18 protein-coding genes and 1 pseudogene are annotated in these 16,822 nt (G+C 71.8%); 12 read left to right on the top strand and 7 right to left on the bottom strand.

Features of this window, described 5'->3' with window-relative positions; translation table 11 throughout:
• Nucleotides 1-86: 86 nt before the first annotated feature.
• Both ACFV57_RS06420 and ACFV57_RS06425 read left to right on the top strand, forming a co-directional pair.
• Entirely contained in the window at nucleotides 87-1,025 is a 939-nt protein-coding gene (locus tag ACFV57_RS06420; protein ID WP_385226323.1) for a beta-ketoacyl-ACP synthase III, read from the top strand.
• Nucleotides 1,026-1,139: 114 nt separating this feature from the next.
• Nucleotides 1,140-1,592 (top strand): VOC family protein, encoded by a 453-nt coding sequence (locus ACFV57_RS06425; protein ID WP_385226325.1) that lies wholly within the window; start codon nucleotides 1,140-1,142, stop codon nucleotides 1,590-1,592.
• Nucleotides 1,593-1,692: 100 nt separating this feature from the next.
• On the opposite strand, the gene ACFV57_RS06430 is transcribed toward ACFV57_RS06425, so the two are convergent.
• The 3 genes from ACFV57_RS06430 to ACFV57_RS06440 form a co-directional block, all read right to left on the bottom strand.
• Nucleotides 1,693-1,917, bottom strand: a complete 225-nt coding sequence (locus tag ACFV57_RS06430; RefSeq protein ID WP_385226327.1) for a hypothetical protein — start codon at nucleotides 1,915-1,917, stop codon at nucleotides 1,693-1,695.
• A gap of 66 nt (nucleotides 1,918-1,983) precedes the next feature.
• Complete coding sequence (locus ACFV57_RS06435) at nucleotides 1,984-2,895, bottom strand: glutaminase (protein ID WP_385226329.1); 912 nt, start codon at nucleotides 2,893-2,895, stop codon at nucleotides 1,984-1,986.
• Between the two features lie 10 nt (nucleotides 2,896-2,905).
• Nucleotides 2,906-3,583, bottom strand: a complete 678-nt coding sequence (locus tag ACFV57_RS06440; RefSeq protein WP_385226505.1) for a helix-turn-helix domain-containing protein — start codon at nucleotides 3,581-3,583, stop codon at nucleotides 2,906-2,908.
• A gap of 256 nt (nucleotides 3,584-3,839) precedes the next feature.
• Here ACFV57_RS06440 and ACFV57_RS06445 point away from each other — a divergent pair, with 256 nt between their 5' ends.
• From ACFV57_RS06445 to ACFV57_RS06455, 3 genes are all read left to right on the top strand, one after another.
• On the top strand, nucleotides 3,840-4,073 hold the full coding sequence (locus tag ACFV57_RS06445; protein ID WP_385226331.1) for a hypothetical protein: 234 nt from the start codon (nucleotides 3,840-3,842) through the stop codon (nucleotides 4,071-4,073).
• A gap of 165 nt (nucleotides 4,074-4,238) precedes the next feature.
• Complete coding sequence (locus ACFV57_RS06450; RefSeq protein ID WP_385226333.1) at nucleotides 4,239-4,832, top strand: N-acetylmuramoyl-L-alanine amidase; 594 nt, start codon at nucleotides 4,239-4,241, stop codon at nucleotides 4,830-4,832.
• A gap of 64 nt (nucleotides 4,833-4,896) precedes the next feature.
• Nucleotides 4,897-5,808: a 1-aminocyclopropane-1-carboxylate deaminase/D-cysteine desulfhydrase gene (locus ACFV57_RS06455; protein WP_385226335.1), complete on the top strand. Its 912-nt coding sequence runs from the start codon at nucleotides 4,897-4,899 to the stop codon at nucleotides 5,806-5,808.
• Between the two features lie 24 nt (nucleotides 5,809-5,832).
• Here the strand turns inward: ACFV57_RS06455 and ACFV57_RS06460 are convergent, their stop codons facing one another.
• The gene (locus ACFV57_RS06460) at nucleotides 5,833-7,437 is read right to left on the bottom strand and encodes a Na+/H+ antiporter (protein ID WP_385226337.1); all 1,605 of its coding nucleotides are present in this window, start codon (nucleotides 7,435-7,437) and stop codon (nucleotides 5,833-5,835) included.
• Nucleotides 7,438-7,543: 106 nt separating this feature from the next.
• Here ACFV57_RS06460 and ACFV57_RS06465 point away from each other — a divergent pair, with 106 nt between their 5' ends.
• The 4 genes from ACFV57_RS06465 to ACFV57_RS06480 all read left to right on the top strand — a co-directional run bounded on the left by ACFV57_RS06465 (nucleotide 7,544) and on the right by ACFV57_RS06480 (nucleotide 10,079).
• Complete coding sequence (locus tag ACFV57_RS06465; protein WP_385226339.1) at nucleotides 7,544-7,804, top strand: UBP-type zinc finger domain-containing protein; 261 nt, start codon at nucleotides 7,544-7,546, stop codon at nucleotides 7,802-7,804.
• 127 nt (nucleotides 7,805-7,931) lie between these two features.
• Nucleotides 7,932-8,420 carry a GNAT family N-acetyltransferase gene (locus ACFV57_RS06470; RefSeq protein WP_385226341.1) on the top strand — a complete coding sequence of 163 codons (489 nt, stop codon included), beginning with the start codon at nucleotides 7,932-7,934 and terminating at the stop codon, nucleotides 8,418-8,420.
• A 269-nt stretch (nucleotides 8,421-8,689) separates the two neighbouring features.
• Nucleotides 8,690-9,103, top strand: coding sequence for an anti-sigma regulatory factor (locus ACFV57_RS06475; protein ID WP_385226343.1), 414 nt, complete (start codon nucleotides 8,690-8,692; stop codon nucleotides 9,101-9,103).
• Nucleotides 9,104-9,146: 43 nt separating this feature from the next.
• Nucleotides 9,147-10,079 carry an RNA polymerase sigma factor SigF gene (locus ACFV57_RS06480; RefSeq protein ID WP_385226507.1) on the top strand — a complete coding sequence of 311 codons (933 nt, stop codon included), beginning with the start codon at nucleotides 9,147-9,149 and terminating at the stop codon, nucleotides 10,077-10,079.
• Between the two features lie 596 nt (nucleotides 10,080-10,675).
• On the opposite strand, the pseudogene ACFV57_RS06485 reads toward ACFV57_RS06480, so the two are convergent.
• Nucleotides 10,676-11,083: pseudogene (locus tag ACFV57_RS06485) on the bottom strand (hypothetical protein); the annotation flags it as partial.
• Nucleotides 11,084-11,375: 292 nt separating this feature from the next.
• Here ACFV57_RS06485 and ACFV57_RS06490 point away from each other — a divergent pair.
• On the top strand, nucleotides 11,376-12,344 hold the full coding sequence (locus ACFV57_RS06490; protein WP_385226345.1) for a diacylglycerol/lipid kinase family protein: 969 nt from the start codon (nucleotides 11,376-11,378) through the stop codon (nucleotides 12,342-12,344).
• A 321-nt stretch (nucleotides 12,345-12,665) separates the two neighbouring features.
• The gene (locus tag ACFV57_RS06495) at nucleotides 12,666-12,923 is read left to right on the top strand and encodes a WhiB family transcriptional regulator (RefSeq protein ID WP_003983230.1); all 258 of its coding nucleotides are present in this window, start codon (nucleotides 12,666-12,668) and stop codon (nucleotides 12,921-12,923) included.
• Nucleotides 12,924-13,356: 433 nt separating this feature from the next.
• Here ACFV57_RS06495 and ACFV57_RS06500 read toward each other — a convergent pair whose 3' ends face one another.
• Both ACFV57_RS06500 and ACFV57_RS06505 read right to left on the bottom strand, forming a co-directional pair.
• Nucleotides 13,357-14,826, bottom strand: a complete 1,470-nt coding sequence (locus ACFV57_RS06500) for a sensor histidine kinase (protein WP_385226509.1) — start codon at nucleotides 14,824-14,826, stop codon at nucleotides 13,357-13,359.
• Between the two features lie 407 nt (nucleotides 14,827-15,233).
• Nucleotides 15,234-15,890 carry a TetR/AcrR family transcriptional regulator gene (locus ACFV57_RS06505; RefSeq protein ID WP_385226347.1) on the bottom strand — a complete coding sequence of 219 codons (657 nt, stop codon included), beginning with the start codon at nucleotides 15,888-15,890 and terminating at the stop codon, nucleotides 15,234-15,236.
• An 80-nt stretch (nucleotides 15,891-15,970) separates the two neighbouring features.
• On the opposite strand from ACFV57_RS06505, the gene ACFV57_RS06510 reads away from it, so the two are divergent.
• Nucleotides 15,971-16,726: a glucose 1-dehydrogenase gene (locus ACFV57_RS06510; protein WP_385226349.1), complete on the top strand. Its 756-nt coding sequence runs from the start codon at nucleotides 15,971-15,973 to the stop codon at nucleotides 16,724-16,726.
• Nucleotides 16,727-16,822: the final 96 nt, after the last annotated feature.

A 16,822-nucleotide genomic window follows, 5' to 3' on the forward strand; every position in this document is an offset into this window, starting at 1 on the left:
CCGAAGATTGGCACAACACGCAATGCTCCCGGGGCCCGCACCCCTAACACTGAACAGGTACCGTCCGCACACGCACAGGGGTTCCCATGACGGGCTCACGCGTCCTGGCTCTCGGCCACTACCAGCCCTCCGAGGTGCTCACCAACGACGACCTCGCGAAGATCGTCGACACCGACGACGCGTGGATCAGCAGCCGCGTCGGCATCCGCACCCGGCACGTCGCGGCCCCCGACGAGACCGTGGACGCGATGGCCGCCGCCGCGGCCGCCAAGGCGCTCGCCGCGAGCGGCCTGGCGGCGCAGGACATCGACCTCGTCCTGGTGGCCACCTGCACGGCCGTCGACCGCAGCCCCAACACCGCCGCGCGGGTCGCCGCCCGGCTCGGCCTGCCGGCCCCCGCCGCCATGGACATCAACGTCGTCTGCGCGGGCTTCACCCACGCCCTGGCCACCGCCGACCACGCCATCCGGGCGGGTTCGGCCGTCAACGCGCTGGTCGTCGGCGCCGAGAAGTTCACCGACGTGGTCGACTGGACGGACCGCTCGACCTGCGTACTCGTCGGGGACGGGGCGGGCGCCGCGGTCGTCACGGCCGCGGCGGAACCGGAGATCGGCCCGGTCCTGTGGGGCTCGGTCCCGGAGATGGGCAATGCCGTCCGCATCGAGGGCAGCCCGGCCCGCTTCTCCCAGGAGGGCCAGGCCGTCTACCGCTGGGCCACCACCCGGCTGCCGGCCATCGCCCGCCAGGTGTGCGAGCGGTCCGGCATCCGGCCGGAGGACCTGGCCGGCGTCGTGCTGCACCAGGCCAACCTGCGGCTGATCGAGCCGCTGGCGGAGCGCATCGGCGCGGTCAACGCCGTGATCGCGCGCGATGTCGTCGAGTCCGGCAACACCTCCGCCGCCTCCGTCCCGCTGGCCCTGTCCAAGCTGGTCGAGCGGCGGGAGATCCCGTCCGGCGCCCCGGTGCTGCTCTTCGGCTTCGGCGGCAACCTGTCGTACGCGGGGCAGGTCGTGCGGTGCCCGTGAGGGAGGTCGCCGGAGCCTGACGCGGGCCGGGGGCCCGGACGCGGCCGGGTCCTGCCGACCGCATGTCCGATTCCTTCAAGACCCGGCCCCGGCTCGCTCCCTACGCTCAACCCCATGAGCAACGAAACACAGCACACAAAGACGCCGAGCGGCACCCCCGGGACCGGGACGGAACCGGCTCCGCGCTTCGCCGCGATCGGCATGGCCGTCGCCGACATGGCGGCCTCGCTCGCCTTCTACCGCCGGCTGGGCCTGTCCGTCCCGGCGGAGGCCGACACCGCCCCGCACGCCGAGGCCGCACTGCCCGGCGGGCTGCGCCTGATGTGGGACACGCACGAGACCCTGCGCTCCATCACCCCCGGGTGGACACCGCCGGCGGACGGCGCCCCGACGGGCCTGGCCTTCGAGTGCGCGCACCCGGCCGGGGTCGACAAGACCTACGCGGAGCTGGTCGCCGCCGGGTACACCGGGGAGAAGGAGCCGTGGGACGCGCCCTGGGGGCAGCGGTACGCGGTGGTCCAGGACCCGGACGGGCACGGGGTGGATCTCTTCGCGGCGCTTGCGTAGGACGTAGCGGGGCGGGGGGACGTACGGGCCGCAGGCGTCCCCGTGCGACGCCTGGCTCCGGCCTCCGCGGCCCGGTCCCCGGCCCCGCGGGCCTCCGCCGCTACGGCACTTCCCGCAGGTAGAGCGCCCCGCAGGAGTGGCAGAACGGTTCGGCTGCCGACGTGCCCCACACGTCCGCGGACTGTACGGCGGCGTCCGGTTGCAGTTCGCGTCCGCACATCGACTGCGTACCGTCCAGCCGCACCATGTGCCACGTCTTGACCGGCGCGTCCGGCTGCCGCGGCGAGCCCTCGTCCGCGTACTCCGCGCGCATCTCGTGCTCCATGGCGACGCACCTCCTCGCCCCCCACGATGCGCCCGCGAGCGGGCCGGCCGCCACCCGGCGGACGGCTCAGAACACCGACCAGCCGGTCAGCGTCGTGAAGTGGTCCAGCGCCGCCGCCCCCGCGACCGAGTTGCCGCGGCTGTCCAGGCCGGGGCTCCACACGCACAGCGTGCAGCGTCCCGGTACGACCGCGACGATCCCGCCGCCCACCCCGCTCTTGGCGGGCAGCCCCACCCGGTAGGCGAACTCGCCCGCCGCGTCGTACGTGCCGCAGGTCAGCATCACCGCGTTGATCCGCTTGGCCTCGCGCGCCTCCAGCAGGCGGCTGCCGTCCGCACGTAGCCCGTGCCGTGCCAGGAAGCCGCCGGCCGCCGCCAGGTCGCGGCAGCTCATCTCGATGGAGCACTGCCAGAAGTAGTGCTCGATGACGCTGGGGACGGGGTTCTCCAGGTTGCCGAAGCTGGCCATGAAGTGGGCGAGCGCCGCGTTGCGGTCGCCGTGGTCGGCCTCGGAGTCCGCCACGGCCTGGTCGAAGGCGAGATCCGGGTTGCCGGACTCCTCGCGCAGGAAGTGCAGCATCGTGGTGCTGGCGTCGCCGGTCAGGGTCTGGAGACGGTCGGTGATGACGAGCGCGCCCGCGTTGATGAAGGGGTTGCGCGGCACGCCGTTCTCCCACTCCAGTTGCACGAGCGAATTGAACGGGGTGCCGGACGGCTCGCGGCCGACCCGCTTCCAGATGTCCTCGTTGTCGTTGGCCATGACCAGCGCCAGCGAGAACGTCTTCGATATGGACTGCACGGAGAACGGGACCTCCCAGTCCCCCGCCCCATACACCTCGCCGTTGATGTCGGCCACCGCTATCCCGAAGCGGTCCCCCGGCACCTTTTCGAGTGCCGGTATGTAGTCGGCAACCTGCCCATGTCCGACATACGGCCTCGCAAAGGCCGCTACCTCCTCAAGAACGGCCTGGTAGTCCATGACGGACAAGCTACCCCGGGCCCGCGATCACCCCCAGCGGGGCCCCCGCCAGCGCCTTCACCTCACGCGCCAGGTGGGCCTGGTCCGCGTACCCGGCACGGGCCGCCACCTCCGCGTACGGCAGGTGGGCACGGGCCAGTTCCAGCGCGCGTACGAGGCGCAGCACCCTGGCCAGCGTCTTGGGCCCGTACCCGAACGCCTCCAGACACCGGCGGTGCAGCTGCCGCTCGCCGATCCCCACGGTCCGGGCGACCTCCGCCACGGACCGGCCGCGGCCGAGCGCCGCCGCGATCACGTCCCGCGCCGGGTCGGGCGGGCCCGGCGCCTCCCGCAGACGGTGAACGGCGATCTCCTCCAACACCCGTCCGGGTGATCCGGTCCCGGCCACTGTCCCGGCCAGCCGCGCCACCAGATCCCCGGGCCACAGCTCCTCCAGGGGCACCCGCTGATCGCGCAGCGCGTGCGCCGGCACACCGAAGACGGCGGGCCCCTGACCGGGGGCGAAGCGCAGCCCGACGACGGTCTCGCCGGGCCGGGCGGCCGGGAGGTGCGCGGCGGTGTCCGGCCCGGCCACGGTCAGCCGGCCGCCCCACCACAGCAGGTCCGTGCAGCCGTCGGGCAGCACCCGCTGCGGCGTCCGCGGCGGGTCCGCGGGCGCGCGCTTGGTCCAGACGACCGCGCCGGCCAGCCGCGACGCCCGCTCCCGGTAACCGCCCGGGTCCCCGTCCGCGCCCGGGGGCGCGCCCTGGGGCCGCCCGGCGCCCGGGGGCGCGCCCCGGCCCGCGCCCAGGCCGTCACCTGCGTCCGTATCCCCCTCGATGGCCCTGTCCACATCCCCAGCCTGGCACGGGAACGCGGGTAACGTCCGGACCGTTGATCCGGTACGGCAACGCGACGACAGCGGGGCCGTCCGCCCCTCCCCCGACGACCCCACGGAGGCAGCAATGGCAGGCTTTCTCGACCGCGCCAAGGAGCAGGCACAGAGCGCGCTGAACCAGGGCAAGCAGAAGGTCGACGAGGTCCAGCAGCAGCGGGCGGGCAACGACCTGCTGAAGAAGCTGGGCGCGGCGTACTACGCGGAGCGCCGCGGCAACGGCTCGGCACAGGCCACCCAGGAGGCGCTGAGCGCGCTGGAGGCTCACATCGCCACCCACGGCGACGGCTTCCTGCGCGGCTGAAAGGCGGCTTTCTCTGCGTCTGAAACCGGTGGAAAGCGGCTGAAACCGCTCGCTCATCCGCTCGTACACACGACGAACGGCTGGTCTGGGACCTGACGTTCCAGTACAAGCGTTTTATGAGGCGGTGCGCGGTCGGCGGCCGCCGCGCACCGAACGGAGTCGGCCATGGCCCCACCCATGTCCGCGAACACCTTCCTCAAAGCCCTCAGAGACGAAGGCCTGGAGATCGTCGAGGTCGGCGAGTGGCGCACGCACAACCGCGCCGGCCACGGTGACTGGGGCCCGGTGCACGGCGTGGTGATCCACCACACCGTCACGTCCGGGACCGAGAACACGGTCCGTCTCTGCTACGACGGCACCTCGGCGCTGCCAGGCCCGCTGTGCCACGGCGTGATCACCAAGGACGGCCGGGTCCACCTGGTCGGCTGCGGGCGCGCCAACCACGCGGGCAGCGGCGACCGGGACGTCCTGAAGGCCGTGATCGCCGAGAAGAAGCAGCTGCCCCCCACCAACCAGTACAACGCCGACGGCAACGTCCACTTCTACGGCTTCGAGTGCGAGAACCTGGGCGACGGCAAGGACCCCTGGCCCGAGGCCCAGCTGGAAGCCATCGAGAAGGCCGCGGCGGCGCTGTGCCGCGTGCATGGCTGGAACGAGTACTCGGTCGTCGGCCACCTGGAATGGCGCGCGGACAAGATAGACCCCAAGGGCTTCACGATGCAGGACATGCGCGCGCGCATCGGCGCCCGGCTGAAGTAGCACCGGCCGCGGTGCCCCCCACCGCCATGTGAAGCGGCACCCGCTGTCACGCGACAATGGCCGTGTGACCTCCACCGTCCCCGACCTCGCCGCACTGCGGCCGCGCCTGCCGTCCCCCCTCCGGCACATCGAGGACGGACGGTTCGCGCGCCGCGGTGTGCGGCTGCTGCTCAAACGGGACGACCTGATCCACCCCGAACTGCCCGGCAACAAGTGGCGCAAGCTGGAGCTGAACCTGCGGGCGGCGGCCGAGGCCGGTGAGCACACGCTGCTCACGTTCGGCGGCGCGTACTCCAACCACCTGCGGGCCACCGCAGCGGCCGGCCGCCTCCTGGGGTTCGCCACGGTGGGCGTCATACGGGGCGCGGAGCTGGCGGACCGCCCGCTGAACCCGTCCCTCGCGCAGTGCGCCGCCGACGGTATGCGCCTGCACTTCGTCGACCGCGCCACCTACCGCCGCAAGACCGACCCGGAGGTCGCCGCGGCGCTACGGGAACGTTTCGGCCCGCACTACGCCATACCCGAAGGGGGCAGCAATGCCCTCGCCGCCCAGGGCTGCACGGCCCTGGGCCGGGAACTGCACGGCACGTCGGACGTGGTCGCCGTCGCCTGCGGTACCGGCGGAACCCTGGCGGGCCTGGCCGCCGGCCTCGGCCCGGACCAGCGGGCCCTCGGCATCCCCGTCCTCAAGGGCGGCACCCCCCACTTCCTCACCGCGGAAACCGAACGCCTCCAGCACGCGGCCTTCGGCACCCGCCGCGGCACCTGGACCCTGGACGACCGCTTCCACTGCGGCGGCTACGCCCGCAGCACCCCCGAACTGGAAGCCTTCGCCACCGACTTCGAGTCCCGCCACGGCATCCCCCTGGAGCGCCTGTACGTGGCCAAACTCCTCCTGGCCCTGACCACCCTGACGGAGGAGGGCTCCTTCCCGCCCGGCACGACGGTGACGGCGGTCGTGACGGGCGCGCCGTAACGTGCGGGGGCCCCCGGCGCCGCCCTAATCGGCCCCTTCCCGATACGCCGCGGCCTCCTCCAGGTCCAGCCGCTTCAGCAGCACCCGCATCATCTCGTCATCGATCCGCCGCTCGTCCCGCAGCCGCACGAACACCTTCCGCTCCGCGTCGATCATTTCCCGCGCCAGCCGCCGGTACGTCTCGTCCGCCGACTCCCCCGTCAGCTCGTTGACCGTCCCCAGCCGCTCCCACACCGCGTTGCGGCGCCGTTCCAGTACGGTGCGCAGCCGGTCGGCCAGCGGCCCGGGGAGCGCGTTGCGGTCGTCCTCCAGCAGTTCGGTCAGCCGCTGCTCAGCGGCCCGCGACGCCTCGTTCTGCGACTGCGCCTCGGCGAGCGTCTCGCCCCGTACGTCCCGCGCCGGCAGCCGCAGCGCGCGGATCAGCGGCGGCAGGCTCAGCCCTTGGACGACGAGCGTGCCGATGACGGTCGTGAAGGTCAGGAAGAGCACCAGGTTGCGCGCCGGGAAGCCGTCGCCGGAGTCCTGGACGGTCATCGGGATGGAGAAGGCGATGGCGAGCGACACCACGCCGCGCATCCCGGCCCACCCGACGATCACCGGCGCCTTCCAGTTCGTACCGGGTTCGCGGGTGCGGATGCGGTCGGACAGCATCCGCGGCAGGAACGTCGCGGGGAAGACCCACACGAAGCGCGTGAGCACCACCACCAGGAAGACCACGAAGGCGTACCAGGCGGCCTCCGCCCCGCTGAACTCGCCCAGCCCGCGCAGCACCACCGGCAGTTGCAGGCCGATGAGGGCGAACACCGACGACTCCAGGATGAAGGAGACCATCTTCCAGACGGCCTCCTCCTGGAGCCGCGTCTCGAAGTCGACCTGCCAGGACCGGTGCCCGAGGTAGAGGGCGACCACGACGACCGCCAGCACACCGGACGCCCCGAATTCCTCGGCGACCTGATAGGCGACGAACGGGATGAGCAGCGACAGGGTGTTCTCCAGCAGCGGCGCGTCCCGCAGCCGGCAGCGCAGCCAGTGCAGCGGGATCATCAGCACCACGCCGACCCCGATCCCGCCCAGCGCCGCGACCGCGAACTCGCGGATGCCGTCGGTCCAGGTCGCGCCCACGCCGACGGCGGCCGCCACGGCCACCTTGTACGCGGTGATCGCGGTGGCGTCGTTGACCAGCGACTCGCCCTGGAGGATCGTCGTGATCCGGTTCGGCAGGCCGAGTCTGCGGGCGATGGCGGTGGCGGCCACGGCGTCGGGCGGCGCGACCACCGCGCCCAGGACGAGCGCCGCCGTCAGCGGCAGGTCGGGGATGATCAGGTACGCGACGTACCCGACGACGACCGTCGCGAAGAGCACGTAGCCGACCGACAGCAGCGCCACCGGCCGCAGGTTGGCCCGCAGGTCGAGATAGGAGCTTTCCAGCGCCGCGGTGTGCAGCAGCGGGGGCAGCAGCAGCGGCAGCACGATGTGCGGGTCGAGTGTGTAGTCCGGTACGCCGGGGATGTACGCCGCCGCCAGCCCGGTGGCGACGAGCAGCAGCGGCCCCGGTACGGGTGTGCGCCGGGCCGCCCCGGCGACCGCGGCGCTCCCCGCGACCAGCAGCAGAAGTGGCATCACGTCCATCGTCTTCGCCCGTCCTGTCCCGTCCTGCCGGGCCCGGCCCGCGCCGTCCCGACTACTGCGGCGGCCGCCCGTGCCACGCCCGCTCCTGCGATCTAACCTGGCAATCATGAGCGAGTGCCCGCATGTTCCCGAACTGCCGCGCCCCGAGCCCGCCGCGCTGAGCGACACCTGCCCCGAGTGCCGGGCCGTCGGCAGCCACCCCGTACAGCTGCGCCTGTGCCTGGTGTGCGGGCATGTCGGCTGCTGCGACTCGTCGCCGTACCGGCACGCGACGGGCCATTTCGAGGCGACCGGCCACGCGGTGATGCGCTCGTACGAGCCGGGCGAGAGCTGGCGGTGGTGCTTCGTCGACGAGAGCATCGTCTGAAGAACCGGCGCTCCCGCCGGCCGGCCGACAGTGGCCGTTCGTCCCCTTCGCACCTTCCGGGTGGCCGGGCGGCCGGGATTTCCGGGCCCCGGGGCCGGATGTCAGTGCCGCCCGCTAGCCTTCAGGCATGATCCGCACCGCGACGGTCGACGACGTACCCGTCCTCCACACGATGATCCGCGAGCTGGCCGCGTACGAGCGCGCCGAGGAGTCCGCGAAGGCCACCGAGGCGCAGCTGCGCGAGGGCCTCTTCGGCGAGCATCCGGCGGCGTTCGCGCTCATAGCCGAGGACGCGGACGGCCCCGTCGGCTTCGCCCTGTGGTTCCGCAACTTCTCCACGTGGACGGGCACGCACGGTGTCTATCTGGAGGATCTCTTCGTCCGCCCGGAGGCCCGCGGCGGCGGCCACGGCAAGGCGCTCCTGGGAGCCCTCGCGGAGATCTGCGTGCGGCGCGGCTACGAGCGTTTCGAGTGGTCAGTCCTGGATTGGAACGAACCGTCCATCGGTTTTTACCGGTCGATCGGCGCGGAACCCATGGACGAATGGACCGTCTTCCGGCTCACTGGAGATGCACTGCACAACCTTGCGGGCGTCTCGAACGTCAACGCTGCGTAATCGACTTCGATTTGGCAGTGCAGACCCCTAGCCACTGTCCGTACCCGTAGGCTTACAATGAGTGACAGTCGTAGGACTGCGGGACGCTGCGAGACCAACCGTCGTGCCGGAAGCCGGCGCTGCCACTTCCGGGCGACACCGCCCCGCGGATCGCGATAGCGTCGCAGGCGAACCATGTGCCGCGCCGGATCGTTCTCCTCTTGTCACGAGAGGGGCCGCGACCGGCGCGAATATCAGCTCAACCAGCTTGTGTCACCTTGGAGGTGAGGGTGTCCCAGATCGCAGGCGAGCCCGGGACCCAGGACTTCGTGGAAGTCCGGCTGCCCGCTGCGGGTGCCTACCTGTCGGTGCTGCGTACGGCCACGGCCGGACTCGCAGCCCGCTTGGACTTCACCCTCGACGAGATCGAGGATCTGCGCATCGCCGTGGACGAGGCGTGCGCGATTCTTCTGCAACAGGCCGTGCCGGGCAGTGTACTGAGCTGCGTCTTCCGCCTGATCGACGACGCGCTGCAGGTGACCGTGTCGGCCCCGACGACCGACGGCCGCGCCCCCGAGCGCGACACCTTCGCCTGGACGGTGCTCTCCGCGCTGGCCGGCAAGGTCGACTCCGTTGTCGCGGAGGACCGTACGGTCACGATCAGCCTGTACAAGGAGCGCGGCGCCGGTCCCGGACCGTCATGACCGAACAGGGGGCCCCGTGAAGGATCTTGAAAGCGGCACGCGGATGGCGCCCGGTGTGGCCATCCCCGAGCAGCATCATGCCCGGCCGCAACCGGTGGGCGCGGATGACCACGGCGGCCGGTTGGACGCGGCGGAGCAGGCAGAGCGGGCGGACCACATGGACCAGAGCGAGAACCAGCGGAACGAGCGCGATCCGCACACCCCGCACCACCCTCACGACCCCCATGACCGCAGCGGCGCGCGGGCGATGTTCTACGAGCTCCGCAAGCTGCCCGACGGCTCGGCGGAGCGCGCCGAGCTGCGCAACACGCTCGTGCGGATGCACCTGCCGCTCGTCGAGCACCTGGCCCGGCGCTTCCGCAACCGCGGCGAGCCGCTGGACGACCTGACCCAGGTCGCCACCATCGGTCTGATCAAGTCGGTGGACCGCTTCGACCCGGACCGGGGCGTGGAGTTCTCCACGTACGCCACGCCCACGGTCGTCGGCGAGATCAAGCGGCACTTCCGCGACAAGGGCTGGGCGGTCCGGGTGCCGCGCCGCCTCCAGGAGCTGCGGCTGTCGCTGACCACCGCGACCGCCGAACTCTCGCAGCGCCACGGCCGCTCCCCCACGGTCCACGAGCTGGCCGAGCACCTCGCGATCTCCGAGGAAGAGGTCCTGGAGGGCCTGGAGTCGGCGAACGCGTACAGCACGCTGTCCCTGGACGTCCCGGACACGGACGACGAGTCACCGGCCGTCGCCGACACCCTGGGCGCCGAGGACGAGGCGCTGGAGGGCGTGGAGTACCGCGAATCGCTCAAGCCGCTGCTGGAGGACCTGCCGCCGCGGGAGAAGAAGATCCTGCTGCTGCGCTTCTTCGGCAACATGACCCAGTCGCAGATCGCCCAGGAGGTCGGCATCTCCCAGATGCACGTCTCCCGCCTGCTGGCCCGCACCCTGGCCCAGCTCCGCGACAAGCTCCTGGTGGAGGAGTAGGCCCGAAGCGCCTCCACCGCCGGCCACCGCCCCGGCCTCGCCACCCGAGCCCGGGGCGCCGCACTGCCCCGGTCCCCGAACCGCCGCACGCGCTCCCGCAACGCGCCGGCCAGCCGGCCGCCCCCCTCGCGCCGGACCGCCGTACACACACCCGCCACGCACCGGCCGCACGCGCTCCCGCCGCCTGCCGACCGCTGCTCGTACATCCGCCACGCGCCAAGCTGCCGTACGTACACCCGCCGCGCACGTACACCCGCCGCGCGTCAATCTGCCGCTCGCACACCCGCCGCGCGCCGACCGGGCCGCTCGCACACCCGCTGCGCGCCGGATCGCGGCACGCGAGCCCGTCGCGGAATGCGGAATTCCGCACCGGACGCTCCTCCGCCGTAGCGCCGTACGCAAGCCCTCCGGCGAACGGGCCGTACGTCATGCCTGCGCCGGACCGCCCACACCGCTCCGGACTCCCCGCCGCCTCCGGCAGGGCCCCGTCCGTTTTCCCGCGCCACCGACGGCGTACGCGGCATCCGCCGGGCGCCGGCCCCACGACCGGCCGTCCCGGGCCGGTCGTACCGCTCCGCGGGACGACCGGCCGGCCCTCAGTCCCTGGGCCCGATCCCCAGCGCCTCGGTGGCCGTCGGATTCACCAGCAGGGCGAGCACCGCGATGGCGACCACCGCCAGGCCGATACCGGCCGCGATCAGCGCGCCGCCGCCGTTGACCAGCGTCCAGGCCACCGGGAACGCCACGATCTGGGTGATCAGTGAGGGCCCGCGGCTCCAGCGGCGCCGCAGCCACAGCCCCCGCGCCGCGACCAGCGGCAGCACCGCCAGCGCGAGCACGGTCAGGCCGCCCATCTCCGCCTGCCGGGGGCTGTCGGGCGAGCCGGCCAGCCCCTCGACGAGCATGTAGACGCCGAGCGCGGCCAGTGCGGCGCCTTCGACGGCGGTGAGCACCGCGGCGGCGGAGAGCCGCGCCGGACGCGGCCCGACGGGTCCGGCGGCGGCCTTGCCGGCCTGTCCGGAGCCCGCCTCCTTGCCCGTCCTGCCCGACCTGGTGCTGCTGCCCTTCGCGGACGTGGCGCCCTTCGCGGTCTCGCCGCGCGCGCCGGTCTTCGCGCCCTTGGCCCGTACGTTCTCCTCGTCCGGCTTGCCGCCGCGCGTCGCCGCTGCCGTCCGGGAGGGCTTGGCCGCGGGCCGCTTCTGCTTACTGCTCACCCCAGCAGGGTAGCCCCGGGGCCCACCCGCCACGGCGGCCAGGGAGTGGGTCGGGTACCGGCAGGTAGGTACCCTGCTCCACATGCGCGCACTTCTCGTGGTCAATCCCGCAGCTACCACCACCAGTGCGCGTACGCGTGAAGTCCTCACCCACGCGCTGGCCAGCGATCTGAAGCTGGAGGTCGCCGAGACCCGCTACCGGGGACACGCCCGCGACCTGGCCCGGCAGGCCGCCGAGGGCGGCCAGATCGAGCTGGTCGTCGCGCTCGGCGGCGACGGCACGGTGAACGAGGTCGTCAACGGCCTGCTGACGCACGGCCCCGACCCCGACTCCCACCCGCGCCTCGCCGTCGTCCCCGGCGGCTCCACCAACGTCTTCGCCCGCGCGCTCGGCCTGCCCAACGACGTGGTCGAGGCAACCGGTGCTCTTCTGGACGCGCTGCGTGACGGCAGCGAGCGCACGGTCGGCCTGGGCCTGGCCGCGGGCACCCCGGGTACGGAGGACGAGGGGGTGCCGGCCCGCTGGTTCACGTTCTGCGCGGGCTTCGGCTTCGACGCGGGGGTGGTCGGCCGCGTCGAACAGCAGCGGGAGCGCGGCAAGCGTTCGACGCACTCCCTCTACATGCGGCAGGTGCTGCGGCAGTACGTGGGCGAGTCGAACCGCCGGCACGGGACGATCACCCTGGAGCGCCCGGGCGAGGACCCCGTGGAGCAGCTGGTCATGTCGATAATCTGCAACACCGCTCCCTGGACCTACCTGGGCAATCGTCCGGTCTACCCGGCCCCGTCGGCGTCCTTCGACACGGCGCTGGACGTCTTCGCCCTGTCCAAACTGTCCGCATCTGCGGTGACCCGCTACGCGACCCAGCTCCTGGCGTCAACGCCGGAACGCGGCCCCCGCGGCAAGCACGTGGTCTCGCTGCATGACTTGACGGACTTCACCTTGCATTCCCAGGCGCCGCTGCCCTTTCAGATGGACGGAGACCACCTGGGGCTGCGTACGAGCGTGACGTTCACAGGCGTTCGCCGTGCACTGCGTGTGATTGTGTGAGCAGTAGGGCCTAAAGTCCTTTCAGTCGAACGTTTAGGCTGACTTCCACCCCCTAGAAGTACGGCTGTGACCTAGGCGACACCAAGGAATCAAAAAAAAGTTTCCGGAAGGGGTTGTATCCGTCGCCGAGGTTTGCGAGTCTCTTCATGGCGATCGGGACGGCCGTTTCTACCGGCCCCCTTGAGAGCCCGAATCCTCCTCCTCATTCTTCAGGACCGCACCAGTTCACAGCTGGGGTTCGGCCCTTCCCTTGTGGAGGGATTCGTGAAAGCGTTCACATTCACAAGCAACGATCCCGTCACACGAGGAGATGGAGCAGCCATGGACTGGCGTCACCGCGCCGTTTGCCGCGAGGAAGACCCCGAGCTCTTCTTCCCCATCGGCAACACCGGTCCTGCGCTGCTGCAGATCGAGGAAGCCAAGGCCGTCTGCCGCCGCTGCCCCGTCATGGAGCAGTGCCTGCAGTGGGCGCTGGAGTCCGGCCAGGACTCCGGCGTCTGGGGTGGTCTCAGCGAAGACGAGCGCCGCGCCATGAAGCGCCGTGCAGCTCGCAACCGGGCGCGCAACGCCAGCGCCTGACCGCCAGACGCCCCCGTGGCCCCCGAGCCGCAGCGCGCAGTACCCCCGCACGCTCCCCCAGCACCCTGAGTGCCTGGGAGCCCCCCACGCAACGTGAGCTTTGAGCCCCGGACCAGATGGGTCCGGGGCTTACTGCTGTCCGGGGCCCGCCCGCCCCGCACTCCGGATGCGTCAACTCCCCCTGCATAAAGGTCCGTACCAGCACTCCGTGCACGGCCCCGGCAACTCACCCCGCCCGACCGTTGTCCATTCGCCGCCCTCGCCGTCACTCTTCCGTTACGTCGATCTGCTGTACGGCCATTCGGCGAACCAGGCACTCCGCGCCGACTTCACCCGGGTTTCCCGCCAGGTTCGCGCCGGGCGTCAAGCCGGGTTTCCCATCGGATTCCCGAATTCCGCGCGCCTGCCGCTCACTTGATGACCGACCGCTTCATCAGTGCTTCTCCGCTCGTACGGGAATGTCGAGAATCACCTGAGTACCCCGGTCGGGTCCGGGCACCATGTCGAACTTTCCGCCCAACTCGCCCTCCACGAGCGTACGTACGATCTGCAGCCCGAGATTCCCGGCCCGGTGCGGATCGAACCCTTCCGGCAGACCCCGGCCGTTGTCCTGGACCGTGACCAGCAGGCGGGGCTCCGTACGGCTGCCGCCGCGTACCGCGCCGACCTCGACGGCGCCCTGATCCCCTGGCACGAAGGCGTGTTCGAGGGCGTTCTGCAGGACCTCCGTGAGGACCATGGACAGCGGGGTGGCGACTTCGGCGTCGAGTATCCCGAAGCGGCCGGTACGGCGGGTGGTCACCGCGCCCGGCGCGATCTCCGCGACCATCGCCAGCACCCGGTCGGCGATCTCGTCGAACTCCACCCGCTCGTCCAGGTTCTGGGACAGCGTCTCGTGCACGATCGCGATCGAACCGACCCTGCGTACGGCCTCGTTGAGCGCCTCGCGCCCCTGTTCGGAGTCCATCCGGCGGGACTGGAGGCGCAGCAGGGCGGCCACGGTCTGCAAGTTGTTCTTCACCCGGTGGTGGATCTCCCGGATGGTGGCGTCCTTGGTGATCAGTTCACGTTCGCGGCGCCGGAGTTCGGTGACGTCGCGCAGCAGGACCAGCGAACCGATGTGCGTTCCCTTGGGCTTGAGCGGGATGGCGCGCAGCTGGATCACCCCGTCCTCGCCCTCGACCTCGAACTCCCGCGGCGCCCAGCCGCTGGCCAGCTTGACCAGCGCCTCGTCGACGGGGCCGCGTGCGGGCGCCAGTTCGGCGGTGGCCTGGCCGAGGTGGTGGCCCACGAGGTCGGCGGCGAGGCCGAGGCGGTGGTAGGCGGACAGCGCGTTCGGGCTGGCGTACTGGACGACGCCGTCCGCGTCGAGCCTGATCAGCCCGTCGCCGGCGCGCGGCGAGGCGTCCATGTCGACCTGCTGACCGGGGAAGGGAAAGGATCCTGCGGCGATCATCTGGGCGAGGTCCGAGGCGCTCTGGAGATAGGTGAGCTCCAGCCGGCTCGGCGTCCGTACGGTCAGCAGGTTCGTGTTACGGGCGATCACGCCCAGCACCCGCCCCTCCCGGCGCACCGGGATCGACTCGACGCGGACCGGCACCTCCTCGCGCCACTCGGGGTCGCCCTCCCGTACGATCCGTCCCTCGTCCAGGGCGGAGTCGAGCATGGGGCGGCGGCCGCGCGGAACGAGGTGGCCGACCATGTCGTCCTGGTAGGAGGTCGGTCCGGTGTTGGGCCGCATCTGGGCGACGGACACGTACCGCGTGCCGTCGAGGGTGGGGACCCACAGCACCAGATCGGCGAAGGACAGGTCGGAGAGCAACTGCCACTCCGAGACCAGCAGGTGCAGCCACTCCAGGTCGGAGTCGCTGAGGGCGGTGTGCTGGCGTACGAGATCGTTCATGGAGGGCACGCCTGGGAGCCTACCGGCGTACGGTGGAGGTGTTGTCCTGCAAGGGCATGGACAGATCTGAATGGTCTAGTCCACAATGAGTTGGTACCGCACCCCATGGGGGAAGGCCCCCGGCCCCGCGGTACCGGCGCCAAGACTTCCAGAACCTCCGCAAACCTCCGCTCTCCCCGCACAGGAGAGTGGAAAGAGGCCCGAGCGCTCTCTGCCCTGACTGCGCGACGGCCTCCAATCGACCGGCCTCTGGGCGGGCGCGCGTTCCTACCGCACGTGGGGCGCCTCCTGCCGCCGGGCCGGCCGATGAAGCTCCGGGCTGCGGTGCCGGACAGGTTGAGGGTCCTGTCCCGGCGCCGCGGCCCGCGGGTGTTTTCGGGGCCGGCCGCCACTCGCCGCCCCTCCCCTTACTCCCCCCGCTCACCTCCTTCGCCCGCCGCCCCGTCGTCGCTGCGGCCGGAGGGCCAGGCGGCCATCGCCAGTTCGGCGACCCGCTCCAGGGTCGTACGGTCCGCGCCGTCCCTCGCCTGCTGGGACATGCCCTGGAGGACCGTGACGCCATAGGTCGCGAGCGCGTGCGCGTCGGTGTCGGCGGGCAGCTCTCCGGCCGCGATGTCGGCCCGTATCCGCTCTTCGATCAGCTCCACGTTGCGGGCGCGGCGCTCCCGGAGGCCGCGCATGACGTCCTCGGACTGCACCGTGCAGTTGGTGGCCGCCGTGATGACCATGCAGCCGCGCGGATAGCCCGGCAGGGTGTGGAAGGCCGCCGCCTCGCGCAGGGTCCGCGCCACGGCCCGGCGCGCGGTCGGCTCCTCGGCGAGGGCGCGGCCGGAGAAGGCGCCGAAGTCCCGGACGTACGCCTCGACCGCCTCCTCGAAGAGCGTCCGCTTGTCACCGAACGCCGCGTACAGGCTCGGCGCCTTGATGCCCATGACCTCGGTGAGGTCGGCGATGGAGACCGCTTCGTAGCCGTGCTCCCAGAAGGCCCGCATCGCCTGCTCCAGGGCCGTCTCGCGGTCGAAGGACCGGGGCCGCCCGCGTTGTGCACGCTGTTTCGTCGCCATTCCGCAATTCTATAGCGCCCGCTACGGAAAGCCTGCTACGGTTTTTCTGTAGCAACCGATACAGAAAGGGGGGCGCGGTCATGGGCGTGCTCACGGGCAGGACGGCGCTGGTCACGGGCGGAAGCAGGGGCATCGGGCGGGCGATCGCCGAGCGGCTGGGGCGGGACGGCGCGCTGGTCGCGGTGCATTACGGACGCGACGAGGCCGCCGCGAAGGAGACGGTGGCGGCGATCGAGGACGCGGGCGGCCAGGCGTTCGCCGTGCAGGCCGAGCTGGGAGTGCCGGGTGACGCGGCGGCATTGTGGTCCGCGTTCGACGCGCAGGCGGACGGCCTGGACATCCTCGTCAACAACGCCGGGACGGACGGCCTGCGCGAACCGCTGGCGGGGGTGACCGAGGAGGCGTTCGACCGCGTCTTCGCGATCAACACCAAGGCTCCCTTCTTCATCACCCAGTTGGGCCTGGAGCGCCTGCGCGACGGCGGCCGCGTCATCAACGTGTCGACGGTCCTCACCCGCGGCGTCGCCGCCCCGGAGCTGATCTCCTACTCGATGACCAAGGGCGCGATCGACGTCTTCACCTCGACACTCGCCAAGGACCTGGGACCACGCGGCATCACGGTCAACGCGGTCGCCCCCGGCGTGGTCGACACCGATATGAACGCGGGCTGGCTGCGCGGCAATCCCGAAGCGTGGCAGGCGTCGTCGGAGATATCCCCGCTGGGCCGGGTCGGCGAGCCCCGCGACATCAGCGACATCGTCGCCTTCCTCGCCTCGGACGACAGCCGCTGGGTCACGGGCCAGTGGATCGAGGCGGCTGGGGGTGCGTTGCTCTGATCGGTGGGGGGGCGGGGCCGGAGGTGCGGGTGCGGGTGCGGGCCTGCGCGTGGGCAGTGACTCCGGTGCGGATCGGAGGGGAGAAGCGGCGCAGGG

This window comes from Streptomyces sp. NPDC059788, from assembly GCF_042732265.1.
In the GTDB taxonomy this organism is placed as follows: Bacteria; Actinomycetota; Actinomycetes; order Streptomycetales; family Streptomycetaceae; genus Streptomyces.